The sequence below is a fragment of the Prochlorococcus marinus str. MIT 0912 genome (assembly GCF_027359595.1).
Classification (GTDB): domain Bacteria; phylum Cyanobacteriota; class Cyanobacteriia; order PCC-6307; family Cyanobiaceae; genus Prochlorococcus_B; species Prochlorococcus_B marinus_C.
Genome location: NZ_CP114783.1, coordinates 865,431 through 891,149, shown reverse-complemented (window position 1 = coordinate 891,149; position 25,719 = coordinate 865,431). Strand labels below are relative to the sequence as shown.

Annotated in this window: 25 protein-coding genes and 1 tRNA gene; 14 read left to right on the top strand and 12 right to left on the bottom strand. The window is 34.6% G+C overall.

All coding sequences use genetic code 11. The features are described from left to right. Nucleotides 1-65: 65 nt before the first annotated feature. Nucleotides 66-809 carry a class I SAM-dependent methyltransferase gene (locus O5640_RS05415; protein WP_269613665.1) on the top strand — a complete coding sequence of 248 codons (744 nt, stop codon included), beginning with the start codon at nucleotides 66-68 and terminating at the stop codon, nucleotides 807-809. A gap of 9 nt (nucleotides 810-818) precedes the next feature. Here the strand turns inward: O5640_RS05415 and rpmA are convergent, their stop codons facing one another. Beyond that, complete coding sequence (gene rpmA / locus O5640_RS05410) at nucleotides 819-1,091, bottom strand: 50S ribosomal protein L27 (RefSeq protein ID WP_269613664.1); 273 nt, start codon at nucleotides 1,089-1,091, stop codon at nucleotides 819-821. A gap of 25 nt (nucleotides 1,092-1,116) precedes the next feature. Then, the gene (rplU, locus tag O5640_RS05405) at nucleotides 1,117-1,545 is read right to left on the bottom strand and encodes a 50S ribosomal protein L21 (RefSeq protein ID WP_269613663.1); all 429 of its coding nucleotides are present in this window, start codon (nucleotides 1,543-1,545) and stop codon (nucleotides 1,117-1,119) included. A gap of 168 nt (nucleotides 1,546-1,713) precedes the next feature. Here rplU and kaiB point away from each other — a divergent pair, with 168 nt between their 5' ends. After that, the gene (kaiB, locus tag O5640_RS05400) at nucleotides 1,714-2,037 is read left to right on the top strand and encodes a circadian clock protein KaiB (protein WP_269613662.1); all 324 of its coding nucleotides are present in this window, start codon (nucleotides 1,714-1,716) and stop codon (nucleotides 2,035-2,037) included. Nucleotides 2,038-2,166: 129 nt separating this feature from the next. Beyond that, a complete protein-coding gene (gene kaiC / locus O5640_RS05395; RefSeq protein ID WP_269613661.1) occupies nucleotides 2,167-3,669 on the top strand; it encodes a circadian clock protein KaiC in 1,503 nt (500 codons plus the stop codon). 5 nt (nucleotides 3,670-3,674) lie between these two features. On the opposite strand, the gene O5640_RS05390 is transcribed toward kaiC, so the two are convergent. Further along, the gene (locus tag O5640_RS05390; RefSeq protein WP_269613660.1) at nucleotides 3,675-5,741 is read right to left on the bottom strand and encodes an ATP-binding protein; all 2,067 of its coding nucleotides are present in this window, start codon (nucleotides 5,739-5,741) and stop codon (nucleotides 3,675-3,677) included. A gap of 15 nt (nucleotides 5,742-5,756) precedes the next feature. Continuing rightward, nucleotides 5,757-7,061, bottom strand: a complete 1,305-nt coding sequence (gene purD, locus O5640_RS05385; RefSeq protein WP_269613659.1) for a phosphoribosylamine--glycine ligase — start codon at nucleotides 7,059-7,061, stop codon at nucleotides 5,757-5,759. 190 nt (nucleotides 7,062-7,251) lie between these two features. Between purD and purC the strand changes: the two genes are divergently transcribed. From purC to msrA, 7 genes are all read left to right on the top strand, one after another. Further along, nucleotides 7,252-7,995 (top strand): phosphoribosylaminoimidazolesuccinocarboxamide synthase, encoded by a 744-nt coding sequence (purC, locus tag O5640_RS05380; RefSeq protein WP_269613658.1) that lies wholly within the window; start codon nucleotides 7,252-7,254, stop codon nucleotides 7,993-7,995. Nucleotides 7,996-8,049: 54 nt separating this feature from the next. Beyond that, nucleotides 8,050-10,353 carry a BamA/TamA family outer membrane protein gene (locus O5640_RS05375; protein WP_269613657.1) on the top strand — a complete coding sequence of 768 codons (2,304 nt, stop codon included), beginning with the start codon at nucleotides 8,050-8,052 and terminating at the stop codon, nucleotides 10,351-10,353. Continuing rightward, on the top strand, nucleotides 10,353-11,198 hold the full coding sequence (lpxC, locus tag O5640_RS05370; RefSeq protein ID WP_269613656.1) for a UDP-3-O-acyl-N-acetylglucosamine deacetylase: 846 nt from the start codon (nucleotides 10,353-10,355) through the stop codon (nucleotides 11,196-11,198). Before O5640_RS05375 ends, lpxC begins: the two co-directional genes overlap by 1 nt. A gap of 63 nt (nucleotides 11,199-11,261) precedes the next feature. Then, nucleotides 11,262-11,669 (top strand): 3-hydroxyacyl-ACP dehydratase FabZ, encoded by a 408-nt coding sequence (fabZ, locus tag O5640_RS05365; RefSeq protein WP_269613806.1) that lies wholly within the window; start codon nucleotides 11,262-11,264, stop codon nucleotides 11,667-11,669. Nucleotides 11,670-11,673: 4 nt separating this feature from the next. After that, entirely contained in the window at nucleotides 11,674-12,525 is an 852-nt protein-coding gene (lpxA, locus tag O5640_RS05360; RefSeq protein ID WP_269613655.1) for an acyl-ACP--UDP-N-acetylglucosamine O-acyltransferase, read from the top strand. Between the two features lie 3 nt (nucleotides 12,526-12,528). Continuing rightward, nucleotides 12,529-13,704 carry a lipid-A-disaccharide synthase gene (gene lpxB / locus O5640_RS05355; protein WP_269613654.1) on the top strand — a complete coding sequence of 392 codons (1,176 nt, stop codon included), beginning with the start codon at nucleotides 12,529-12,531 and terminating at the stop codon, nucleotides 13,702-13,704. After that, nucleotides 13,701-14,309: a peptide-methionine (S)-S-oxide reductase MsrA gene (msrA, locus tag O5640_RS05350; protein WP_269613653.1), complete on the top strand. Its 609-nt coding sequence runs from the start codon at nucleotides 13,701-13,703 to the stop codon at nucleotides 14,307-14,309. The genes lpxB and msrA overlap by 4 nt, the downstream gene beginning before the upstream one ends. A 66-nt stretch (nucleotides 14,310-14,375) precedes the next feature. Here msrA and O5640_RS05345 read toward each other — a convergent pair whose 3' ends face one another. After that, nucleotides 14,376-15,863 carry a leucyl aminopeptidase gene (locus tag O5640_RS05345; RefSeq protein ID WP_269613652.1) on the bottom strand — a complete coding sequence of 496 codons (1,488 nt, stop codon included), beginning with the start codon at nucleotides 15,861-15,863 and terminating at the stop codon, nucleotides 14,376-14,378. A 37-nt stretch (nucleotides 15,864-15,900) separates the two neighbouring features. Beyond that, a complete protein-coding gene (locus O5640_RS05340) occupies nucleotides 15,901-16,500 on the bottom strand; it encodes a GIY-YIG nuclease family protein (protein ID WP_269613651.1) in 600 nt (199 codons plus the stop codon). A gap of 318 nt (nucleotides 16,501-16,818) precedes the next feature. Here O5640_RS05340 and O5640_RS05335 point away from each other — a divergent pair, with 318 nt between their 5' ends. From O5640_RS05335 to pyrF, 3 genes are read left to right on the top strand one after another with little or no spacing between them, the layout of a single operon-like run. After that, entirely contained in the window at nucleotides 16,819-17,136 is a 318-nt protein-coding gene (locus O5640_RS05335; RefSeq protein ID WP_269613649.1) for a DUF1825 family protein, read from the top strand. Nucleotides 17,137-17,162: 26 nt separating this feature from the next. Next, nucleotides 17,163-18,410: a tyrosine--tRNA ligase gene (gene tyrS, locus O5640_RS05330; protein ID WP_269613648.1), complete on the top strand. Its 1,248-nt coding sequence runs from the start codon at nucleotides 17,163-17,165 to the stop codon at nucleotides 18,408-18,410. Between the two features lie 9 nt (nucleotides 18,411-18,419). Continuing rightward, nucleotides 18,420-19,145, top strand: coding sequence for an orotidine-5'-phosphate decarboxylase (gene pyrF / locus O5640_RS05325; RefSeq protein WP_269613646.1), 726 nt, complete (start codon nucleotides 18,420-18,422; stop codon nucleotides 19,143-19,145). Between the two features lie 4 nt (nucleotides 19,146-19,149). On the opposite strand, the gene plsY is transcribed toward pyrF, so the two are convergent. Genes plsY through O5640_RS05300 form a run of 5 tightly spaced genes read right to left on the bottom strand, consistent with a single transcriptional unit; the run spans nucleotide 19,150 to nucleotide 23,341 of the window. Beyond that, entirely contained in the window at nucleotides 19,150-19,746 is a 597-nt protein-coding gene (gene plsY, locus O5640_RS05320; RefSeq protein WP_269613644.1) for a glycerol-3-phosphate 1-O-acyltransferase PlsY, read from the bottom strand. Nucleotides 19,747-19,766: 20 nt separating this feature from the next. Beyond that, complete coding sequence (locus tag O5640_RS05315; RefSeq protein ID WP_269613643.1) at nucleotides 19,767-20,789, bottom strand: DUF3086 domain-containing protein; 1,023 nt, start codon at nucleotides 20,787-20,789, stop codon at nucleotides 19,767-19,769. A gap of 16 nt (nucleotides 20,790-20,805) precedes the next feature. Beyond that, nucleotides 20,806-21,234, bottom strand: coding sequence for a DUF3119 family protein (locus O5640_RS05310; RefSeq protein ID WP_269613641.1), 429 nt, complete (start codon nucleotides 21,232-21,234; stop codon nucleotides 20,806-20,808). A gap of 5 nt (nucleotides 21,235-21,239) precedes the next feature. Further along, a complete protein-coding gene (locus O5640_RS05305) occupies nucleotides 21,240-21,989 on the bottom strand; it encodes an MlaE family ABC transporter permease (RefSeq protein ID WP_269613640.1) in 750 nt (249 codons plus the stop codon). After that, nucleotides 21,986-23,341, bottom strand: a complete 1,356-nt coding sequence (locus O5640_RS05300; protein ID WP_269613804.1) for an MFS transporter — start codon at nucleotides 23,339-23,341, stop codon at nucleotides 21,986-21,988. Before O5640_RS05300 ends, O5640_RS05305 begins: the two co-directional genes overlap by 4 nt. Nucleotides 23,342-23,478: 137 nt before the next feature. On the opposite strand from O5640_RS05300, the gene O5640_RS05295 reads away from it, so the two are divergent. Next, a tRNA-Gly gene (locus O5640_RS05295) sits at nucleotides 23,479-23,549 on the top strand. Nucleotides 23,550-23,561: 12 nt separating this feature from the next. Here O5640_RS05295 and O5640_RS05290 read toward each other — a convergent pair. Further along, the gene (locus O5640_RS05290) at nucleotides 23,562-25,622 is read right to left on the bottom strand and encodes a glycogen debranching protein (protein WP_269613639.1); all 2,061 of its coding nucleotides are present in this window, start codon (nucleotides 25,620-25,622) and stop codon (nucleotides 23,562-23,564) included. Nucleotides 25,623-25,719: the final 97 nt, after the last annotated feature.

Here is a 25,719-nt window from a genome sequence, read left to right as displayed (position 1 = left end):
ATGATTGTTCAAGTAACCCTGAACATTTAGAGTTATAACTCAGTGTGTTCAGTGAGCCAAATAATATGACCAATTTAGATCTAAGTATTTCCTGCTTCCTTAAAGATGGCTTTAATTTAAAAAATCACCTACTTGATTTTCTTGATATTAATAATGATGAATTAGAACAAAGGTTAATTAAGGGTGTTGATGATTTGGCCGCTTTGCATCCAGGTGCATTTAATGAGAATAATGCTGGAGATTTTTACGAAGAACAAGTTGGAGATGCCCATTTAATAGATCTTGCATCTTGGCATTTAAATAGTTCCAATTACATAGCTGATACCCTTCGTCTACAACAAAAATTTGCTTTTGGAAAAGTTTTAGATTTTGGTGGAGGTATTGGTACGCATGCTCTGGCAGCCTCATCCTTACCAGATGTTGAACATGTGTGTTTTGTGGACCTTAATCCTCAAAATCGAAGTTTTGTAGAACATCGTTCTAAGGAATTAGGTATCGAAAATAAGATTTCAGTTTTTAGAGACTTAGAAAGCACATCTGATGTGATTTTTGATTCTCTTGTTTGCTTGGATGTCCTTGAACATCTCCCAGATCCAGCAAAACAATTAAAAATATTTTTGGAAAAACTTTCACCTAAGGGAATAGCTCTGATGAATTGGTATTTCTATAAAGGGAAAAACGGAGAATATCCTTTTCATTTCGATGATCCTGATCTTATTGAGAACTTTTTTTCTACATTACAATTAAACTTTCTAGAGGTTTTTCATCCTTTTCTAATTACTACCAGAGCTTATAAACCTAAACTGTAAAAAAACAAACTAGATTGCTTTTGCAACGGAAATATTAATTCTTTTTCTATTTCTTAGGCCTCTACGAATACTTTCGAAATGAACCGAACCATCAGTTAGTGCGAAAAGAGTATCGTCTTTGCCTCTACCTACATTGATTCCAGGAATGACAGAGGTTCCTCTTTGGCGAATAAGAATAGACCCAGCCGTTACTTTCTCACCACCATAAGCTTTTACACCAAGTCTTTTGGAGTTTGAGTCTCTTCCATTCCTGGTAGATCCGGTACCTTTTTTATGAGCCATGATTTATGTAATCTTTTGATTTTATTTATTCAGATTCTACTTTACTAGCAGTGGTTTTGACATCTTTTGTTTCTTTTGATTTTTTAGGTTTTGATCCTACTGAAATGGATTGAACTAAAACTCTTGTTAATTCTTGACGATGACCATTTTTTCTCCTTGTCTTTTTCTTTGGTCTCATTTTATAAACTATTATTTTGGGTCCTCTTCTATGCTCCAAGACTTTAATTTCTACTTTCGCATCTTTTACATAAGGTTTCCCAAGCATTAAATCTTTGCCATCGTTAAGTAGAAGAACCTTGTCAATGGTTAAGACATCATCAACTTCTGCATGGCATCTATCTAAATCGTAATAACGGTTGGGTTGAAGCCAAAATTGTTTTCCTGATGCTTCAACTATCGCATAAGTTTTATCTTGTGGGGTTTCCTTTTTGGGAGATGATTTTTTATCAGACATGATTATTGGTGACACGTTAAGGCTCGAAATAAAAAGGATGTCCCTTTCTTTTAATCGATTAAGCCCTAATCGTAATCGAAAAACAAACTAACATTTTGGCTTTTTGCTGGTTACTTAGTCAAGATCTAAGAAGGACGAATGTTCTGTTGAATTTTAAGAGGTTTTAAAATGAGTGTAAGAAAGACATATATTCTCAAGCTTTATGTTGCTGGGAATACACCAAACTCAATGCGGGCTTTAAATACGTTGAGAGAAATTTTAGAAAGTGAATTCAAAGGTGTTTATGCACTTAAAGTTATTGATGTTTTAAAAAGCCCTCAATTAGCCGAAGAAGATAAAATACTTGCTACACCAACTTTATCTAAGATTTTACCCCCACCTGTCCGAAGAATAATTGGCGACCTATCAGATAGAGAAAAGGTGTTAATTGGATTGGATCTTTTGTATGATGAGCTCTCAGATAAAGAAATGTTTTACTCCTCAGATAATTAATTGAACTATTTAAACAAGAAGTAAATGAATTCTTAAGCCCAACCAATAACTAAGCAATTTTTAGTGTTTGTTTATTATGTTTTATACATAACAGCTTTTAGCGTTATTCAATAAAAAAACCGATCAAAAATGCATGTTCAAAAACTCCCCACTGGAATTGAGGGCTTTGATGATATTTGTCATGGTGGGTTACCTAATGCACGCAGCTCTCTAGTCAGCGGAACATCAGGGACTGGTAAAACAGTTTTTTCTTTGCAATATCTTCATCATGGAATATGTAATTTTGATGAACCTGGGATTTTTGTTACTTTCGAGGAATCGCCATTAGATATTATTCGAAATGCTGCAAGTTTTGGCTGGGATCTACAAGAATTAATTGACCAAAATAAACTCTTTATTTTAGATGCATCTCCAGACCCAGACGGACAAGATGTGGCTGGAAGTTTTGACTTGTCAGGTTTAATTGAAAGGATCAGTTATGCGATTAGAAAGTTCAAAGCCAAGAGAGTAGCTATAGATTCAATGACAGCAGTGTTTCAACAATATGATGCTATTTATGTTGTTAGGAGAGAGATTTTTCGACTAATAGCAAGACTTAAAGAAATAGGTGTAACAACGGTTATGACCACAGAAAGAATAGATGAATATGGTCCAATTGCTAGATATGGAGTTGAAGAATTCGTTTCTGACAATGTTGTTATTTTGAGAAATGTTTTAGAGGCAGAGAAGAGGAGAAGAACTGTAGAGATTTTGAAATTAAGAGGGACTACACATATGAAGGGTGAATTCCCTTTTACGATGGGTCCCCAAGGGATAGTTGCATTTCCCTTAGGAGCAATGAGGTTGACGCAAAGATCATCAAATATTCGTATCAGTTCAGGTGTTCCCGATTTGGATGAAATGTGTGGAGGAGGATATTTTCAAGACTCAATTATTCTTGCAACTGGTGCAACTGGTACTGGAAAAACAATGCTAGTTTCTAAGTTTGTTGAAGATGCTTATATAAATAAAGAAAGAACAATACTTTTTGCATATGAAGAATCAAGAGCACAACTTCTTAGAAATGCAACTAGTTGGGGGATTGATTTTGAAAAAATGGAAGCCGATGGATTATTGAAGATTATTTGTGCTTATCCAGAATCAACTGGGTTGGAAGATCATCTGCAAATTATCAAATCTGAGATTAGTGAATATAAACCTTCCAGAATGGCAATAGATTCTCTATCTGCATTAGCAAGAGGTGTCAGCTTGAATGCATTTAGGCAGTTTGTTATTGGGGTAACTGGTTATGCAAAACAAGAAGAAATAGCAGGATTCTTTACTAATACTGCCGAAGAATTTATGGGAAGCCACTCAATTACTGATTCCCATATATCAACTATAACTGATACTATTTTGCTTTTGCAATATGTAGAAATAAGGGGTGAAATGGCAAGAGCAATTAATGTTTTTAAGATGAGGGGATCATGGCATGACAAGAGGATCCGAGAATATATCATTACTAATGAGGGACCAGAGATTAAAGATTCATTTTCTAATTTTGAACAGATTTTCAGTGGAGCCCCTCATCGCATTAATCCTGAAGAGCAAATACCAGGTGTCTTTAAAAGCATAAAACAAAATGAAGAGTAACTTTATTAGATTAGAGACTTATCATTCTCAATTTCCCAATTTTTTCTTGCTGATTTAAGTAATAATTCATCAGAGTCAGAACCTTCAAGAGGAAGTTCAAACCAAAAAGTCGTTCCAGTATTTGGTTCACTAGCCATTCGTATCTCACTTCCGTGTTTATTAACTATCCCTTTGACAATTGAAAGCCCTAGTCCAGTTCCTACTTCAGTGTGAACTGAATCTTCAACTCTGTAGAATCTTTCAAATATTCTTTGTTGATCAAGTTCAGAAATGCCACACCCTGTATCAGACACCTCAACTCTGATCTTTGGCATTGGTGACAATATCTCGCAATGTGGAGCTTTATTATCTAAATCAACTGGCGAAGCAAGGCATATGTCAGGCCATGTATAAGCCTTTAAATTTATTGTTCCTCCTTCGTTACTAAATTTAAGCGCGTTACCAACAAGGTTGTCTAAAACTTGGAGAATCATATCCCAATTACCCAAAACAAATGCTAAATTATTTTCAACATTCAGTATTAATTTAACATTTTTATCTTCAGCGTTTAGTTTATAGTTTCTTAGGGTTTGTTCCATTGCTTCTTTTATACTTAGTGCTTCTAATTGGATCGTCCTACCAGACTCAAGTTTGGATAAGTCAAGAACATCATTGACCAAGCGTGTAAGTCTATCTGTCTCTGAATTTGCAACACCTAAAAATTCTTTTTGCTCATCTTTTGTAAGTTGTTCACCTAAGTCGTACAAAGTCTCAACATAGCTTTTTATATTAAATAAGGGCGTTCTCAATTCGTGAGAAACATTACTTATGAATCTTTTTTGTGCTGCGTTTAACTGGACTTCCCTAGTAAGATCTTGAACTGTAACTGCAATACCTTTAATATTCTCACCTGTAGTGTCTCTGACAGATTTAAAAACTATACGAAGTGTTCTTGGCGGCTCTTCAAGATTACAACGCAAATCATCGCTGTCTCCAAAATTGTTCAATAGAGAAGTTATTGGTGTTTCCAGCTCTTTTACAAGAGAATCAGGAAGTTGATTCAATAATTTTTGACCTTCAAGATTTCTCCCTTCCCATCGAAAGAGTCTTCTAGCAGTTGGATTGACTAAGACAATATTTCCTTGTTCGTCAAGAAGAAGGGCTCCATCTGCCATGGTGGCTATTAAAGATTGCTGCTTGACTTGTGCAGCTTTTAATTCTTCAATATTTGCAGCGTCATAGTCCTCTAATTTTGATGCCATTGCATTAAACCCAGTCAAGAGTTCTCCAAGTTCTCCACTCATTGGTAGATCTACTCTTGATTTGAAATTGCCTTTAGCAATTTCCCTAACTCCAATCACTAACTCTCTAATTGGACGAGTGATTGTTAGTGCATTAAATACGGCGCCTATTATTACTAAAACCCAAATAGAAATAAAAACCGCAACAGTAATCTCTCTAGTTAATGCGGCTGTAGCAAGAGCTTTTTTATTGGGTGTTACTCCTAGAGCTAAAGTTCCTAAATATTCACCCTTCCACAGCATTGGAACAAAAACATCAGTTACCTGACCTTGTGGAGTTGAATGTTGTCTAACTAATGGGAATTGAGGTTGTTTTTTTAATTCACTCGGTAATTGAAGTTTTCTTGTTAATTGTAAGGCCCCCTCAACATCCGATTCCGATGTTGTTGCACTTACTGGGATACCCAGTTTTACAAAGCCATCTGGGTCAGTAAAAAAAATGTATCTTAAGTTCCTACTTGAACGCCAAAACTTTTCAGCCACGTTGAAAAGTTCTCTTGTTTGATTCTTCGCTACTAATTCCGTAACGTTTCCAGATAATAATAATCCTAAATCTCTGGCATATCTTGTATCGTTCATACCAGCATCTTTTTGTATACTACTTAAAGCAAAGAAAGTAATAAGTGTCATTATAAAACTAACTACTAGTGTTCCAAAGGCTAATAATTTTGATCTTAAATTAAATCTAGACCACCATAAATTTATTTTTTTTAAAATACTTAAATCATCTAAGAATACGTCTTCTTTTAATGATGAAAAACCATTTTTTTTGTTTATATTTGAATTATTCATTAATGATAGACTAAGTTAAATATTTCTAACTTGGTAACCTATATCTTTTCGATAATGCATGCCATCAAAGTTAATTCCTTTGAGGCTAGAGTAAGCTAAATTGAAAGCTTTGTCGAAGTTTTCTCCTTGAGCAACTATTGAAAGAACTCTTCCTCCAGATGTAATTATATTGTCAAATTCATCTGACGTGGTCCCAGCGTGAAAAACTTGAAGTGAAGAATTTGATTCAACATTGATGCTAATCTTTTTTCCTTTTTGAGGACTTTCAGGGTATCCCTTAGAGGCTGCAACTATGCAAGCACTGAATTCGGATTTAAATGTAAGTTTTGGTGCCTTTTCAATCTCTCCTTGTGCACAAGCAAAAAGGACAGAAGCAAATTCATCTCCCATTATTGGCATTAAAGCTTGACATTCTGGATCACCAAAACGGCAATTGAATTCAATAACTTTTGGTCCAGATGATGTAAGCATTAAGCCCGCGTAAATAACTCCTATATATTTGATTTTCTTTTTTTTCAACCCTTTTAAAGTTGGGATAAGAACCAGTTCAGTTAAGTCTTTAAGATCTTCATCATTGATTAGAAGAGCTGGAGCATAAGCACCCATCCCGCCAGTATTTGGACCATTGTCTCCATCAAGTAATCTTTTATGATCCTGGGCTGGAGGAAGAACAACTAATTTTTCCCCATCACATAGAGCAAAAATAGAAACTTCTGGTCCTTCAATTTTTTCTTCGAGAATAACTTTATTTCCTGCAGATCCAAACTTTCCAGAAAATAGTTCCTTAATTGCTTCCTGAGATTGCTCAATAGTTTTGCAAACAGTGACACCTTTACCTGCCGCAAGACCATCTGCTTTGACAACAAGAGGTTGGTTGAATCTTTTAAGAATTTCTAGTGCTTCCTCTTTAGATTCTGTAGACCAGTACTTTGCTGTAGGAATATTGTTCTCTATCATAAGAGCTTTGGACCACTCTTTACTTGCCTCTAATTGAGCACCATCTTGGCCTGGACCAAAAACTGTTAATCCTGCATCACGCATTTTATTTGCCAAGCCCTGAGCCAAAGGCACTTCAGGACCAATGATGACCAAGTTGATTTCAAGTCGTTGACACTCACTAATGATTATTTTTTCATCTTCGGATTTAGGTTTTAGGCAAATACATTTTTCAAAGTTAGCGGTCCCTCCATTACCTGGGCAAACATATATTTGTTCAATTGATTGATTTTTTGATAGAGCCCAAGCAAGAGAGTTTTCTCTTCCTCCACTTCCAACTATTAAAATCCTTTTTAATTCTTCAGCTTGTTGATTCTTTGTCATGGTTTTTCTCTTTCTTGAATGAAAAATAGTTTTAGTGGATCTTTAATTACCTTTTGATTATTAGTTAATACATTTTTTTTTTGGGAAAGTTATTTAGTTGTTTGGAGTTTAGGTTTTAAAGAAATTTGTCTTGATTAAGGTGATTTATGTAGCATTGTCTATTTATACTAATTAGATATCAGAGGTATTAATGAATCATATCCAAGGATCACTACTTTACGAAGGGAAGGCAAAACGAGTGTTTGCTTGTGAGAATCCAAATAGGGTTTTAATAGAGTTCAAAAATGATGCTACAGCTTTTAACGCAAAAAAACGATCAGAGATTGAAGGTAAAGGTCGCTTGAATTGCAAAATTTCTTCGGCCCTTTTTGAATTGCTCGAATCGAATGGAATTCCCACCCACTTCTTAGAACTTCATTCAGAAACATTAATGTTTGCTGAAAAAATCAATGTAATTCCTTTAGAAGTTGTTATTCGCAATATTGCTACAGGTTCATTGTGTAGAGAGACTCCAATAAATGAAGGAACAATATTAACCCCTCCACTTCTCGAATTTTATTATAAAGATGATAAATTAGGCGACCCTATACTTACAGAAAGAAGATTAAAGTTACTTGATTTGATAAGTCCTTCTCAGAAAGAAGAAGTAGAGAATATTACTAAACGTTCGAATACAATTTTAAAAGAATATTTTGATTCACTAGATTTACTACTGGTTGACTTTAAATTAGAGTTTGGTCTTAATTCATTGGGCAAACTTGTGATAGCTGATGAAATAAGTCCAGATAATTGTAGATTTTGGGATAAAACAAATTCTGATCCTAAGGGACGGATCCTTGACAAAGACCGCTTTCGGCAAGATCTTGGAGGAGTGATAGATGCATACGAGGAGATTTTGAAACGTATAGAAAAAGACCTTTCTCATGCTTCTTAAGCAAATTATTCTTGGCCAAGAATTCCTTCGTTTAATTGAATTTTTTTGAAATCTATGAACAAAAGACACGCCAGCTCTAATAAGAAATTAATAAGCACTAGTGCATACGCTATTGCTTTTTCAGTGCCTTTTATTAGCCTTTTTGGAGAAACTAAAGCCTCTAAAATAATCTCAGCAGAAAATCAACTCTTTTTTGAAAATAAGCAGACTGAAAGTGTTCAATTTAATTATCAATCCAATAATTATAAATTGAATTTGAATCTTGAAGATTATTTAATTTCTGAGGGAACAAATAAAAAAGATGAAAATAATATTATTGAGGAAGAAAGAGTATTGATTTCAGAAGTTATTATTGAGGGACTTGAAGATCATCCTGATAAAGAGCGCTTGGAAGGATTAGCTTATGATGCAATGTTAATTAGACCTGGTAGTAAAGTTACAAGCAAAGAAGTTAAGAAGGATTTAGATCGGATTTATTCAACAGGTTGGTTCTCTGGCGCAAAAATTGAATCTTTACAGAGTGCTCTAGGAGTCCAACTTTTGATTAGCATTGAACCTAATCCTATATTAAATAATATTAGCATTCTTCCGTTTGAAAGGAAACTATCAAATACAAAATTAAATGAGATTTTTAATAATGATTATGGAAAAACCTTAAATCTAAATACTCTACAGATAAGAATTAAAGAAATTAAGGATTGGTATAATTCAAAAGGATACTCATTGGCAAGGATCTCGGGCCCAAGTCGTGTAACTAAAGAGGGAAGAGTTGAACTTAATATTCAAGAAGGATATATTTCTGGTATTGAAATTAATTTTATTGATGAAGATGGAAATACAGAAGATGAAAAAGGTAGACTAATACGAGGGAAAACAAAGAGATGGGTAATTGAAAGAGAATTAATTACTAAAATTGGAGATGTTTTTAATAGAAATAAATTAGAATCAGATATCAAAAGACTATACTCAACGTCACTTTTTAATGATGTAAAAGTAACTCTAAAACCAGTAAGTTCGGAACCTGGAAATATTATTATTGCACTAGGTATAACAGAGCAAAGAACTGGCTCTTTGACAGGAGGACTTGGTTATAGTGGGGCTCAGGGCGTCTTTGGACAGATCGGATTACAAGAGTCGAATTTGGTTGGAAGATCATGGTCATCAAATATGAATTTGACTTATGGAGAATATGGAGCGCTTTTAAATCTATCCTTATATGATCCTTGGATTAAAAATGATAAACATAGAACATCCTTAAGAACTTCATTGTATTTAAGTAGGGAAGTTCCTCAAGAATTTAGAAGTCAAGAGGGAGGAAGTATTCGAGGAGTTTCAGATAGATATGAAGCACCTAACTCCTTGATAAGTTACGATACTAATCAATCTCATAATTTAGATTTAAACAATAATAATACGTTAATTAATACCGGTCCATTTACCAATTTTTCTTCAGCCAGGTTGTCGGCACCACAGTTTAGCTGGTTTGATTATGAGGGTGACTCTATTGTTTTAGAGCGAACAGGAGGAGGTTTCTCTTTTGCAAGACCTTTGAATGGTGGTCAACCTCTAAAAAAGGTTCCTTGGAGTGTACTTATTGGTGCTAATTTCCAGAAGGTTAGGCCAATAGACTACGCGGGTGATAAAAGACCTTATGGCGTAGCATCAACAAATTTTAAAGAAGGTAAAGTCCCTGAGAATGAAGTTATTTGTGTTGCACATAATTGCTCTACAGAAAATACATTAGTTAGTTTAAAAAGTGCTATTACATATAACAATTTAGATAATTCAAGAAATCCAACTTCTGGAGATTATTTAAATATTGGTTCAGAGCAATTTATTACTTTAGGCGAGAATTCACCGACCTTCAATAGAACGAGGATTAGTTATTCTCGTTTTTATCCTGTTAATTGGTTGAAGTTTCATAAGGGTTGTCGACCCAAGCCTGGTGAAAAATCAGATTGCTCTCAATCGATAGGACTCCAAGCAAAGGTCGGAACAATTATTGGAGATCTTCCTCCTTATGAAGCATTTTGCTTGGGAGGAACCAGCTCTGTTAGAGGCTGGAACTCTTGTGATTTAGGTGTTGCAAGAAATTATGGTGAAGCCACAGCGGAATACAGATTCCCTATTTGGCGATTGGTTTCAGGAGTGATGTTTGTTGACGCAGGATCTGATTTTGGTTCTCAATCAAGTGTCCCAGGGAAACCAGGGAAAATTCTTGAAAAACCTGGAGCTGGCTTTTCAGTTGGACCTGGAGCAGTTATCAATACACCTGTTGGCCCAATTAGGATAGAGGCAGCGACTCAAGATTTCAGTGGCAATTGGCGATATAACATCGGAATTGGTTGGAAATTCTAGTGTTTTTATTCCCTAATGATTACGAAGAAGGTTGGACGCTTAAAAATGAAATTAAAAAAGATGGAATTGGATTGCATACAGGTCTTAAATGTTCAGTCATTATTAAGCCATCAGAATTAGAGGGATTTCATATTTCTTTTTCAGAGGAACCAAATAAAGTTATCCCTATAGAGATTTCGCAAGTAAGGAATACTCCTTTATGTACAACACTTGATCTGAATGGAAAACAAGTATCTACGGTTGAACACTTGATGGCCTCTTTAATTGGATCAGGTTTAACTCATGTAAATATTGAGATAAATGGTAGTGAGATACCTTTACTAGATGGTTCTGCTATTGGTTGGATAAAGGAAATTGAGAAAGTAGGAATGATTAATTCCTATACATCTCCTAGGCCAAGGCCAGAAATTAAATCTCCAATTTTTGTTAACAAAGGAGAAAGTTTGATTTTTGCAATACCATCAAAAAAATTGAAATTAATAGGTTTGATTGATTTCCCATATAAGGCAATTGGACAACAAATGTTTTCTATTGAGCTGACTCCAAATAATTTTGTTAAAGAAATTGCACCTGCACGAACTTTTGGCTTTCTTGATCAGTTAGAAGAATTAAAGAAAGCTGGTCTAATTAAGGGAGGAGCACTTGAAAATGCGTTGGTTTGTGATGGTGATTCTTGGGTTAATCCACCCTTGAGATTTGAAAACGAACCAGTACGCCACAAATTGCTTGACTTGATTGGAGATTTAGCTTTTGTTGGATTGCCGAAAGCGCAAATTTTTGTTTATAAAGGGTCTCACTCTCTTCATGCTGAATTTGCAGCTTCTCTTCAAAAGGTATTAACTTAATTAAATCTGATTTTGACTGACATTTCTCCTTCCCAGCCTCTTGTTTTAAATAGCGAGCAAATAATGGGGCTTTTGCCACATAGGTATCCTTTCGCGCTTGTTGACAGAGTGATTGAACATGAGCCTGGCAAGAAAGCTGTGGCAATAAAAAATGTCACTCTCAATGAGCCTCAATTTCAAGGACATTTCCCTGACAGACCTTTAATGCCTGGAGTGTTAATAGTAGAAGCAATGGCTCAGGTGGGTGGTTTGATTGTTTCTCAAATGCCTGATCTTCCTAAAGGACTATTTGTTTTTGCTGGGATTGATTCAGTTAGGTTTAGGCGTCCAGTCGTACCCGGAGATCAATTATTAATATCTTGTGAATTGATAAGCATCAAAAGGAAGAGATTTGGAAAGGTAAGAGGAGAAGCAAAAGTTGATGATCAGTTGGTTTGTTCTGGAGATTTGATGTTCTCTCTTGTGGATTGAAGTAATGAGTGAACGTGAATCTTCTGGAAGCTTAATCGGAGGTAACAAAGTTAATATTCATGACTTTGCAGATGTTTCTCCTAAGGCTGAACTTGGGAAAGGTGTATGTGTAGGTTCAGGGTCTGTTATTGGTCCGGATGTGATTATTGGTCCAAATACTTGGATAGGACCAAATGTAATTATCGATGGGAAAGTAAGAATAGGATCAAATAATAAGATTTTTCCAGGAGCCTGTATTGGTTTAGAACCCCAAGATTTGAAGTATAAAGGAGATTTTACTGATGTTTTAATTGGAGATAATAATACTTTTCGAGAATGTGTAACTATTAATAGGGCTACCTTTGAGGGGGAAAAAACTATAGTTGGGAATCAAAATTTGTTAATGGCTTATTCACATTTAGGACATAATTGTGATATTGGAAACAGTGTGGTTATCGCTAATAGCGTGCAGATTGCAGGTCATGTTGTTGTTGAAGATAGAGCTGTTATTGGAGGTTGCTTGGGGATACATCAATTCGTTCATATTGGTTATTTAGCAATGGTTGGAGGTATGACAAGAGTTGATAGGGATGTCCCTCCATATTGCTTGGCGGAAGGTCATCCTGGAAGGATGCGAGGACTAAACAAAGTTGGCATTAAAAGGCAAAGTATAGATAAAGATAATAAAGAAGAATATCTACAATTGAAAAGAATTTGGAACTTATTATTTAAATCTAAATTTGTAATTTCTGATGGTTTAAAAATTGCAAGAGAAGAGAATTTATTCACATCCTCCGCAAGGTTATGTCGATTTATAGAGCTTTCCATTGGGAATGGTAGAAGAGGTCCAATGCCTTCTCTAATGTCAACTAAATAAATAATGAAATTATTAATCAGCACTGGTGAAGTCTCTGGAGACTTGCAGGGAAGTCTATTAATAAAAGCGTTAAAGACTAATGCAAAAAAAAGAGATATTGAATTAGAAATAATTGCTTTAGGTGGTGAAAGGATGAGAAATGCTGGAGCTAAATTAATATCTAATACTTCTTCAATAGGTGCAATTGGTTTTTTAGAAGCGCTTCCTTACGTACTACCAACTTTAAATGCACAATCAAAAATTGACAATTATTTAAGTTCTTCCCCGCCTGATGCTGTTGTTTTAATTGATTATATGGGGCCCAATATTCGGCTAGGATTAAAAGTAAAAAAAAAGTTTCCTAACATTCCAATAATCTATTATATTGCGCCTCAGGAATGGGCATGGAGATTAGGTGATACTGGTACAACCGATTTGATTAGTTTTACAGATAAAATATTAGCTATTTTTCAAGAGGAAGCTAATTTTTATTCAAATAAGGGAGGAAATGTAGAATTTGTTGGCCATCCAATGTTGGATTTCTATAGAAATATTCCTACTAGAGAAGAATCTTTTAAGAGAATAGGATTAAGCTCTGATCAGAAAATTCTTCTTCTTATTCCTGCTTCTAGAAAACAAGAGCTTAAATATATTTTACCCACATTGCTTCGAGCGGCTAAGATGCTTCAGGACAAGGACCCTTCGATTACTGTTCTAATACCATCTGGTTTGAGAGAATTTGATGGAATTTTAAATAATTCACTAAATGAATACGGTGTTTCTGGAAGAATTATATTGTCGAATGAAGTTGATGATATAAAGCCATTTTTATTTTCTGCAGCTCATCTTGCTTTGGCTAAGTCTGGAACGATAAATATGGAATTAGCTTTGAACTCAGTTCCTCAAATTGTTGGATATAAAGTAAGTAGGGTTACCGCTTTTTTTGCTAGATATTTATTACGATTTAATGTGAAATATATTTCACCAGTTAATCTTCTTTTAAATAAAATGTTAATACCAGAGTTGATACAAGAGGATTTTAAAGCTGAAGAAATATTTAATGCAGCATTAAATATTCTTGAAGATAATTCGAAAAAAGAAGAAATCATGATTGGTTATAAAAACTTGAAAGATAAATTAGGAAAACCAGGAGTTACAGAAAGAGCATCAAAGTATATTCTGGACTTATTAGCACAATGATTCTTATGACTAAAATCTGTAGAAGACTAATAGTAATTTGCATGCTATTACAATTATTAATAGTTTTCCCGTTTCAAGCATTTGCTGAATCAGAAGAGGCTATGTTTGCAGGAGGGTGCTTTTGGTGCCTAGAGCATGATCTAGAGGCGATTGATGGAGTTGTTTCTGCAGAAAGTGGATACTCAGGAGGAGATCTGACTAATCCCACATATGAAAATCATAGTGGTCATCAAGAAGTAGTTAAAGTTAGTTTTGATTCTAATATTATTAGCTATAAAGATTTACTTAAGCAGTATTGGGTTAATATTGATCCTTTTGATAATAAGGGACAATTTTGTGATAGAGGTGATTCATATAAGCCTGTTATTTTTACATTTAATCAAGATCAAAAGCGAGATGCAAAAGAGAGTCAAGAAAATATCTCTGACATATTAAATATACCCCTAGATCAATTAAAGGTTGATATTACTGATTCAAAAGTATTTTGGTTAGCAGAGAACTATCATCAAGATTTTGCAGTAAATAATCCACTTAAATATAACTTTTATAGAACTAGTTGTGGAAGAGATAATAGGCTAAAAAAAGTCTGGGGTGAATATAAATAATAATAAATGACTTTAACCAAATATTTTAAAGAAAATATTTAGATCTTTGGTTTATATACTTAGTATTTAATTTGCTTCTAAACTTAATTCTTTTATCCAATTAACTAACGTTCTTACACCATAACCAGTTGCTCCCTTTGGATTTATATCTCTATCTTTTTCTGTCCAACATGTACCTGCTATGTCAATGTGAGCCCATGGAATGCTTGGATTAACAAATTCTTTTAGAAACAATGCCGCAGTAATTGATCCCCCTGGCCTAGGACCTGTGTTTTGTAGATCAGCAATAGATGATTTAATTCCAGATTTGTATGACTCTTGCATTGGCATTCTCCAGATACCCTCTCCAGCCTTGCCCGCCGCTTTGGTTAATTGTTCAGAGAGTTGATCATTGTCAGTCCATAAACCTGCTATTTCATCTCCTAATGCAATCACACAAGCCCCAGTAAGAGTGGCTAGATCTACGATGGAGTCTGGCTTAAGTTTGCATGCATAAACCAATGCATCAGCCAATGTTAATCTTCCCTCTGCATCGGTATTGTTTACTTCAATGGTTTTTCCATTTGAAGCTTTGATTATATCTCCAGGATGCAATGCAGAACCGTTAATCATATTTTCGCAAGCAGCAACAATAAAATGAACCTCGATGTTGCTTGGTTTTAGTTCTGCGATGGTTCTTGCTGTCCCGAGCACAGAAGCACTTCCTCCCATGTCGTACTTCATTTTTTCAATTTGAGAGGCACCTACTTTTAAGTTGTATCCACCAGAGTCAAAAGTTAAGCCTTTGCCTATTAATACAATTTTCTTTTTTGCTGTTTTTGGAGAATATTTTAAATGTATAAAATTTGGCTCTAGATCTGATCCTTTAGCAACTGCTAAGTAAGCTCCCATTCCTTGAGCTTCGCACTCTTTTTTGTCAAGAATTTTTAAATCTAGATTATATTCAGCGGCTAATTTTTCAGCTTCTTTTGCCATTTGAAATGGAGTAAGAAAATTGGGAGGGGCTGAAACAAGTTCTCTAGCAAATTTAACTCCTTCGCAAATTGGATTTATTTCAGCAATTGCTGACTGAGTTGTTATGTTGTCCAAGCCTATCAATTCCACTTCATTTATTTGAGCAGGATCTTTTGTTTCTGATTTGAATCTAAGATCTTTAATAGATGATAATTGAACTGCTTCGCCAACTGCACATGCACCTAAAGAAGGGTCAAATGCATCCCAAGGGAAAAATATTCCTAACTTTCTCTCGTAACTTGCAACTTGACGAGTAGCAATTGAAGCTGCCTTACGTAGATCATCAATTCGAAGAGTTTCGGCCTTGCCTAAGCCTACAAAGATTAATTTTTTTATTTTGCCTTCTATGAGTTCAATGGATATTTTTTGATTTTTTTTGCCTTCGAACTTTGAATCACTAAATTTTTTGCTTAATAAAGTATCTTTTATTATTGTCTTAAATATATTTATTTGGCTTTTGATCGTTCCTTCTAAAATTCCAGCAATAAGTACTGATCCTGACCATTCGTTAATTTCTTTGGAGACTGTCGAAATTTGCATTTCATTTTTATACTTGTAACTATGATAACAACTTTTACTAACTGATTTGAGAAGTAAATGGCGTTGACCATATTTCCCTTGTCTCCTTATTAAATGGTGGAAGCCAAGTTTGTATCAGCTGTTGTTCTAATTTTCTTCTTTCCTTGGTTTTGATTGGAACATCAAGCCAAAAACGAATGTTTAAATTGGTTGATATATTTGCTTTTTGCAGATAATCGGAATAACTTGAAAGATAATTTTTACAGTCATGTTCCCCTTTCCATCTCTTTTCTGCGGAAATTGTTTCTCCGATATATAAAATTATATTTTCATCAGAATCAATAATTTTATCCATTACAAAATAAACCGCGGGCCCCTCATGCATCGCTTTTGGCCACCTCCAAAAACTTAAAGGTAAAGGAGTAAGCTTAAGTGGGTTAATAGGTTCGTTTAACTCTTCTGAAATAGATTCAAATAGTGAATATTGATTTATATTTTTATTGCCGTATTTAAAAATGATAGATTGATGACTAATGATTTTTTCTTGCCATTCCTTAATTATTTTTTGGTTAATGAATATATCTTGAAGAGGAATATTCTCGGAAAAATTTAAATCACTCTTTTTAAATAAATTATGTTGCCGTTCGAATTTTATCATTTTTAAAAAAATTGAAATAAGATATAATGATCAATTGATTTTTTCAAAATGATATGACCAGTATTTTATATCATTTTGATTTAAAACAGTTTCAGCTTAGCTTGTCTAGATCAAATAAAAAGTGTTTTTCTTCATTAGTAAGTTTTATGTGACTTGAGTAAGAAATATATTTTTTTGGTGGTGTGGCTATTTACACTTCCCAAGCAAATTTTTTTACGTAGAAATGCTCTAAACTTTAACGAAGATTTCAATGATACAATTATTGTTAGACGTTGAATTCAAAATCGACCAATTGATCTATCAACTTGGGTTAAGTATATGAATTTTTTTGAGTCCGAAATTGTTCAGGAAGAGGCAAAAAAACTTTTCACTGATTATCAGAATCTAATGCGATTAGGATCTGATTATGGGAAGTTTGATAGAGAAGGGAAAGTTATGTTCATTGATACTATGGAAAATTTAATGGATAGATACAAAGTTTTTATGAAACGATTTGAACTGTCTGAAGATTTTCAGGCAAAAATGACAGTTGAACAGCTTAAGACTCAGTTGAGTCAATTTGGTATTACTCCGGATCAGATGTTTGATCAGATGAATAAAACATTGGTGAGAATGAAATCAGAATTGGATAAATGATTATTAACCTTTTTAAAATATAAACTATGTTAGATAAATTCAATGAATTACCTAATTGGATCTCTAGAGGTTTAGATGATCTTTTCCCTTATTATAATTCAGGAGATTCAGATCAAAGCTTTTTAAAAAGATTAGAACTTTCATCTATTGAAAAAAAACCTTTGCGTATAAAACTTGGAATTGATCCAACAGGCACTGATATTCATATAGGTCATAGTATTCTTTTTAGAAAATTGAGAGCTTTTCAGGATGCTGGACATACTGCCGTACTTATAATTGGAGATTTTACAGCAAGGATTGGAGATCCAACTGGAAAAAGTAAAACTAGAATTCAGCTTTCAAAAGATGAGGTTGAATCAAATTCATTAAATTATCTTGAACAATTAGGTCTAGGTAAAGAACCCAAAGATTCATTGATTGATTTCTCAACTCCTAGTCGCTTAGAAATCAGAAGAAATAGTGAATGGCTTGAAAATCTTAATTTGTCTAAAGTTATAGAACTTTTGTCGAATTCAACAGTTGGTCAAATGCTGGCAAAGGAAGATTTTAGTAATCGATATAAATCTGGTACTCCTATATCCCTTCATGAATTTCTTTATCCACTTCTTCAGGGATATGATTCAGTCGCAATCAATTCAGATTTAGAACTTGGAGGTACAGATCAAAAGTTTAATATTGCTATGGGACGAGATCTACAAAGGGCTTTTGGACAGAAGCCTCAATTTGGAATGCTATTACCTATCTTAGTTGGTTTAGATGGGACACAAAAAATGAGTAAAAGCTTAGACAATATTGTAGGAATCAATGAAGATTCATTATCTATGTATTCCAAATTAGAAAAGGTTCCGGATGATTTAGTTATTAGTTATTTAAATTTACTAACCAATGAAAATTTAAAAGAGTTAAGTTCAAATCCAAGAGAGGTTCAAAAATTTATGGCTTTAAAAATAACATCTAATTTTAAAGGAATTGAAGCAGCAAAAAAAGCTCAATTTAATTCTGAAAAATTAGTATTAGGTACTCAAGATTCTCTTGAGGAAATACCCGAAGCATCAATTGCTAATGTAAACTTTCCAGCTAAAGCATTTTATTTATTTAGTAAGATGGAAATGTGTTCAAGTAGCAGTGAAGCAAGACGAAAAATTCTTGGAGGAGGAGTAAGAATTGATGGAAAAAAAATTATGGATCCTAATTTAGAGTTTAATACTAGAGATGATCTCATAGGAAAAATATTGCAAGTGGGAAAGAAAAAATTTCTTCGAGTTTCAAATTGATTAAATTTTATGAAAAATATTGATAATCCCAGCGAAAAAATAATTATTGCCTTAGATGGTATGGATAAGAAAAATGTTTTGAATCTAATTGAAGAGATACCTGAAATTACCTGGGTTAAAGTTGGTCTCGAGTTGTTTGTTAGTGAAGGACCAGATGTAGTCTCAATATTAAGGGATAAGGGAAAAAAAATATTTTTAGATCTTAAATTTCATGATATTCCTACTACAGTTGCTAGAGCATGTTATGTAGCATCACAAACTGGTGCTGAATTTATTTCTTTACACACTTGCGCAGGCATAAAGGCTCTTAAGATGGCAAATGAAGCAGCACATGAAGGAGCCGCTAAAGTTAATTTAAGGCCGCCAAAACTGTTGGGAATTACAGTCTTGACTAGTTGGACTAGTGAGAGTTTTGCGAGCGATCTATTGATTAATGAATCAATAGATAAACGCGTTGCTCACCTAGCAGAAATTGCTTCGAAGTCTGGTTTAGGAGGATGTGTCTGCAGCCCTAAAGAGGTTCAATCCCTTCGTAAAGTTTATCCAGAGACTTTTGAGTTGGTAACTCCTGGAATACGTTCATTAGGTTCAGATATTAACGATCAATCAAGAATTTCCGATGCATCCGAAGCTATTAAGATGGGAGCATCAAAGTTGGTTATCGGAAGAGCAATTACTCAATCAAATGATCCTGCCAATATGTTTAAAAGCTTTTGCGATAAAGTTATTATTTAATTTCTCAGGGCTGTCCAATTCTTGGCTCTTTACCTTTGATTAGTCTGACTATATTCTCTCTATGCCTCCAAATTACTAAAGTCATAGCTAATATTGAAACAACTAAAAATGGTAAAGAAAAATTTGAATTTTGAAAGCTTATAAACATTATTAAAGGTAGAGCCAATGCAGCGCTAACACTTGCGAGTGATACTATTCTAAATAATGTGATCATTATGATAAATATGCCTAGTGTGCTAAGTCCAACTTGCCATGAAATGCCAAGAAATATTCCCAACCCTGTCGCTACAGCTTTACCACCTTTCCAATTAAGCCAGACAGGCCAAATGTGACCAATTAAAGTTGATAGACCTATTGCTACTTGCCATGAATCATTTAATTGGAAATATTTTGCTAATAAAATAGCTAGAACTCCTTTGAAAACATCTAGTAAAAAGACTATAATTGCAGCGCGCTTTCCAATATGTCTTAATACATTTGTTGCTCCTGTCGACCCTGAACCTAATGAACGGATATCAATTCCTTTAGCAAGTCTTCCAGCTAGATAACCACTAGGAAAAGATCCAAAAAAATATCCTAAAAATAGAATTAACAGATTCAAAATAATTTAAATAGGAATTTTTATATTAATCCATCTTCTTCGTAAATTTCATTTGGAGTCCCTGCAAAAGCTAGCCAAATAGGAAACTGAAGAATTGGAATTTCTACATTAACTTCAGCCGCATCAATAATTATAAAAGGCAACTCACCTCTTTCTTCCAGTCGATCTGCTCTTTCAATTAGTCCATCGGATCTCTCGAAAAGGACTATCCCGCTATTTGGCCCAAAATCTTCACGATTAAGTCCTAATGAATCTTGTAGACATCTTCTCCATTCTCCAAGCCTCTCTGGTTGACTCGCTAAAACTAAAGTCTGAAATTGTTCTCCATATAATTCACCTAAAATTGCAATAACTCCTGCTGCAACTAAAGCATTCTTTGACCTGCTTCCTCTGCTTGGTTGAGCACCTCTTCCCCCCATGCTGAAGAACCAATCTTCAAGCATTTCTACATCAATGGATTCAAGACTTCTTCTTAGTTTCCATGGCTCAGCATAGAAATCTGGTTGTTCTAGAAATTGATTGAAGCATCTTCTGATTAAACTCTCGTCAGGTTTGAAAGTATCAGAAACAGCAGGGATAACTTCTTGTTCTTTAGAAGGCTCAATTTTTTTATTTTCATCAAGTGGTGAAGGCGTCACTACTACTGGTGGTACAACAAGTTCAAGTTGCTCGGCTGCCTGAGCTAGGTCTTGCAAGGCACCAGTTAAATATTCTTGAAAACCTTTGACTTTTCTAGCGATTGCATCAGATTGACCTGTAAATGAACTTTTAAGTTGATTATCAATTTGTATTTTCTTTTTAGAAAGCTCTTCTATTTCTTTTTCTAATTGCTCTCGTGAAAGCTGAAGATCTTTAAGAGCAAGGTCGATTAAAGACTGCGTTTTAGGGCTTTTTTGATTGTTGTCAGGACTAATAAAACTTTGTGATTTAGCTTGCTTTTCGTGCTGTTCTTGCCGTGTATCTTTCGATGAAGACGAATTTTCTACAGAAATATTCTGTTTGGAATTTTGCTTTTCTCCAGATAGATTTTCTTCGGATTCCATTTTTCAAAAACTTCAATTAAGTTTTAGATTTCGATGATTCTACTTCTTTTTGTATTTCTAAATCCTTTACCCTTAATCTTAGCTGTTCTTTTAATGAGTTGACCTCAAAAAGTATTGGTAATAGATGTGGGCTTGCTTCTTCTCGAAAATAAAGAAAACCTGGCAATTTAGGTAATATAATTCTCCATGCTATCCAGTTCTTAAAAGGAAACCTTCTTAATTCATTCCCTAGTTGCATAACAATTAAATCTTCCTTAGTGAATTTTAGTTTTAAGGTAAAAGATTGTAGTAATAGGAAAAAGCCAAAACTGCTAATTACAATCGATGGCCAGGGTTGAAATGGTGTTATTAATAATAATAAACCCAAAAATATTATGATTATGGGTAAACGATAAGAAGGCGATAAAATCACACTATCTTTATCAAGAAAATTTTCAGAAGTCATAGTTTTTAGCCAAAAAGAACTTGGGTGAGCAAAACATCTACTAAAGAAACGGTTATTAGAGTCATTACTACTGCTCCAGTAGTACTTGAACCTACTTCTTTTGGCCCGCCTCTTGTAGTTAATCCCCATCCACAAGCAATGATTGCGATTAAGAAACCAAACACCAAAGCTTTAACGATCATAAATGGAAGATCAGATGTTATCAGCCATTCTCTTACCGAATTCCAAAATATGCTTGGTGGTATTTGATAAAGAATTGTGCTGCTAAATTGACCGCTAAATAAAGCTATAGAAAAAAATAGTAAGCATTGAATTGGCGCCATTACGACCATCGCGCATAGCCTTGGAACAACTAGATATTGAACTGGATCTGTTTGTAGCATCGTAATAGCATCAATTTGCTCTGTAACTTTCATTGTCCCTATTTGAGCTGCATAAGCAGTTGCAACTTTTCCAGTGAGAAGAGTTGCCGTAAGTAAAGGTGCTATCTCTCTAGCCATGCCAATTGCTAAAAGTCCTCCAACTGCAGAACCTAATCCTTGTTTACTCAATTCTGCGGCAACTTGAATGTTGAAAACAGTTCCTGCTGCAATACCTGTAATTAAAACAATAAGGAAGCTACCTGGCCCTGCTTCCATTAATTGATCTATTAAATCTGATTTATTTATGTTCCCCTTGGATATGGATGCAATTGCTTGCCCTCCAATTAACATGCTGCTAAAAAATCTTCTGAGCCAACGAGGTGAGTAGTTCATTGTATTACTCGTTTAGATTCGAAATCTAAATTTCGCCAGGGTTTCATAGTTATTAATCCAGCAATTACAAGAAAAGAAGGTATTAACCCCATGCATAATCTAATGGTAATAATTGCTGTTAGAGGTTGATCTAAGTCTTCAAAACTTGATAGACAATTAGTCGATGATTTATAACCTGATAAAGATAAAAGAACCCCTAAGAATTGGACGCTTAAACCAATACCGATTTTCTGAATAAAAACCATCCAGGCTGTATATACTCCTGAGGGCTTTTCGGGATCTCGATCAATAGCATCAGGAAGTAAAGACCAAGGTATAAGATACGCTGTCGAAGCTCCGAAACCTACTAAAACAATTACTAATAAAAGAATTAGCATCTTTATCCCTTCAATATTGCCAAATAATAATAAATTATTGATACTCACTCCTTTAGATATAGGAGGTAAAATCATAACTAAAAGACAAGCTAATATCCATATTTTGCCTCCTTTGAAAAGTGCAGATACTCTTCCATATCTGTTGGAGTAAAGGCTCCAAAATTGTAGACCTAATAGAGTACTAATTTGAAAGGGTATAGGGATCCATTTCGAAATTTCTATTGGAACAAGCATTACTTGTTCAAGATAGATTAATGAAACGGTTTGCATCAACTGTAGCCCGCACCAAAGAAGCAAATAAAGAGCGATAATTCGAGTGAAAAGCTTATTACTTAAAACCCTTTTTAGTTGTTGATTAAAAGGTTCAGTTTGAGAAGTTGGCTTTCTAGCTTTTTTTGCAAATGGGGCGAGTCCCCAGCAAGCAATTAACGTTGTAAAAGTAGCAATAATTCCTGTTACTCTCCCCATTGATGTATAACCTTCCACTCCTTGCGATAAGAAGCCCGCAGCTACTATTAAACCAGTCGTTCCAGCCAAAATAGACCCAGTAAATCTTGCCGCATTTAGTCTTGTCCGAATAGCTATATCTTGAGTGAGCTCCGTAGATAATGCTGCAAAGGGTAGATTTACGGCTGTATAGGCTGTCATCAAGAAAATTGCTGCAAATACGTAATAGGTCGTTTTTGCATCTACTCCCCCTGGGGGGATCCACCACATCGCGGCAAGGAATAAACCTAGAGGAACAGCACCTCCAATCATCCAAGGAAGTCTTGGCCCCCATCTTGATCTCGTGTGATCACTCATCCATCCGATTAGCGGATCATTTATTGCATCCCAAAGTTTTGAAACCATGAGTAGCGAGCCTGCAATAAATGCAGGGATTCCTGCAGCACAAGTGAAAAATAAAAATAGATAAGTTCCTAATTGTATTGCGGCTAATCCCGTTCCAGCATCCCCCATTGCGTAGGAGATCATTAGTCTTGTGCGATTATTTCCTTCGTAAATCGATGTGGAATTATTCACTCTTTTTTGGATAATGGGACTCGCAAGGTAATAATGGAAGAAGCTAACTTAACATTTACTCCATTAGGTAGTAGATCTTTAGTTCTAGCGCGGGCGTAGTTTAGTGGTAAAACCTCAGCCTTCCAAGCTGATGATGCGGGTTCGATTCCCGCCGCCCGCTTTATTTTGTTCCTCATAGCTTAATTTTTTTTGAATACTCGCTGGCAACCATAAGTACAAGACTGTTACTTTCAACAAGTACATTTGATTGATTTGCTAAAGGTTTTTTGGAGACATTTTTAGTCTTCAAAATAGAGGTATCAATATATTTTTTCCAAGGGGAAATTGGTGTTGGTAAGTCAAAAAGCATTGATTCTTTGTAAGCATTAAAGCCAAGCCAGATCGATGAGCCTTCATTGTTTTTGTTAATGCTAAATCCAAGAGTATGTGACCAGTCACCCCAGTCAGGTTTATTAACTTTAACGCCATGCCACTGAACCCAATAATCTGAATTTTTGACCTTTGTATTATCTTTTTGATAATCACAAATAATATCTGGACTAAAAAACTCAGGTAGGTGTTTCCTTAGAGATATGAGCTTCAAAACAAATTCTTTTAAGTCATGATCCCAATTCTTTTGATTCCAATCCATCCAACCAAGTGGGTTATCTTGACACCATGTGTTGTTATTACCTCCCTGGCTTCTGCCTACTTCATCTCCCATTAAAAGCATTGGGACTCCCGGGGATAAAAGGAGTGTTGCAAGAAGATTTCTTTGTTGTCTTTGCCTTAAATTATTTATTGCTTTATTAGTAGTTGGTCCTTCAACTCCATAATTAAAACTATTGTTGTTGTTCTCCCCATCTCGATTATGTTCACCATTTGCAAAATTATGTTTTTTGTTAAAACTTACTAGATCTTTTAATGTGAATCCATCGTGAGAAGTGATGAAATTAATACTAAATATATTCGCTAAATTATTATCATGATATAGTGCTTTATTTCCTATTAATCTATCTTTAAGTGGCCATATTGTGCTTTTTTCTCCCTTCCAAAAACGTCTAATATCATCTCTGAAGTGCCCATTCCATGTTCTGAATTTTCTTGCTGGGAAATCACCGAGTTTGTAAAGCCCTCCGCAATCCCAAGGCTCACTAATTAATTTCACATCACTTAATTTAGGATCTGCTTCGATCTCTTCGAATAGGGGTGGGGAATCTAAAGGAATTAAATTTTCACCTCTACTCAAAGCAATACCTAAGTCAAAACGAAATCCGTCAACACCTAATTCAATTGCCCAACATCGCAATGATTCTAATATTAATTTTCTAACTAAAGGACGATTAGCGGCAATACTATTTCCACATCCACTCACATCTTGATAATTTTCATTCTCATCTTGATGGTAGTAGGTTTTGGGGCCAAAACATTTCCAACTTATATTTGGACCATTTTGATTCCCTTCGGTTGTGTGATTATAAACAACATCTATTAATACTTCTAGCCCATTATCATGGCAAACTTCTACCAACTGTTTGAATTGCTTTCTTGCTTCTAATGGATCACAACTATCTACAAAATCTTGATGTGGTGTGAACCAATTGATAGGGCTATAACCCCAATAATTAACCAGTCCTTCAGGTGCATCATTAGCATCAAAAGCAAATACTGGAAGTAGTTCAATAGAAGTAATACCTAAACTTTTAAGATAAGGTATCTTTTCAATTAATCCGATAAAAGTCCCTTCCTTACCTTCGCTAATATTTGAATTAATATTTTTAGTGAATCCACCAACATGTAATTCATAAATAATTGTTTTATTCCATGAATGCTTAGGTCTTGGATGAGCTTTAAAATCAAAATAATCTCTTTTAGTTACTACTCCCTTTAGGCAATTACTATAACCTTTATTTCCTTGTTCTTCTTTATTCCTTATGTAATTTACCCACCCACTTATTGCTCTAGCACACGGATCTAAAACGAGATGTTCTTGAGGAGATGAGTGCTCGTCAATGGATATTCTATATCCATATAAAGAGCCTTCAGTTAGCCCATCAAGTTCAACGTGCCAATAATCTCCTGACCTGTTTTTCTGGTCTAAGGATATTGTTTCTTTTGCACAGTCATCATCTTCATTTTGGAAGATTAGTAACTCTACGTTTGTAGCATGTGGTGCTGCGATAGAGAAATTAACACCATTAGGTGTAACTGAGCTACCCAAAGGCCATGCTGAACCAACTTTTATTTTTCCCAATTGTGTTTATCCTTCATAAAAATAATCAAGTAACTTTTCATACAAGTTAGGGGTATAGTTTGTTTTAACAAGTTATGAAAAAACAAATTCAATTTTA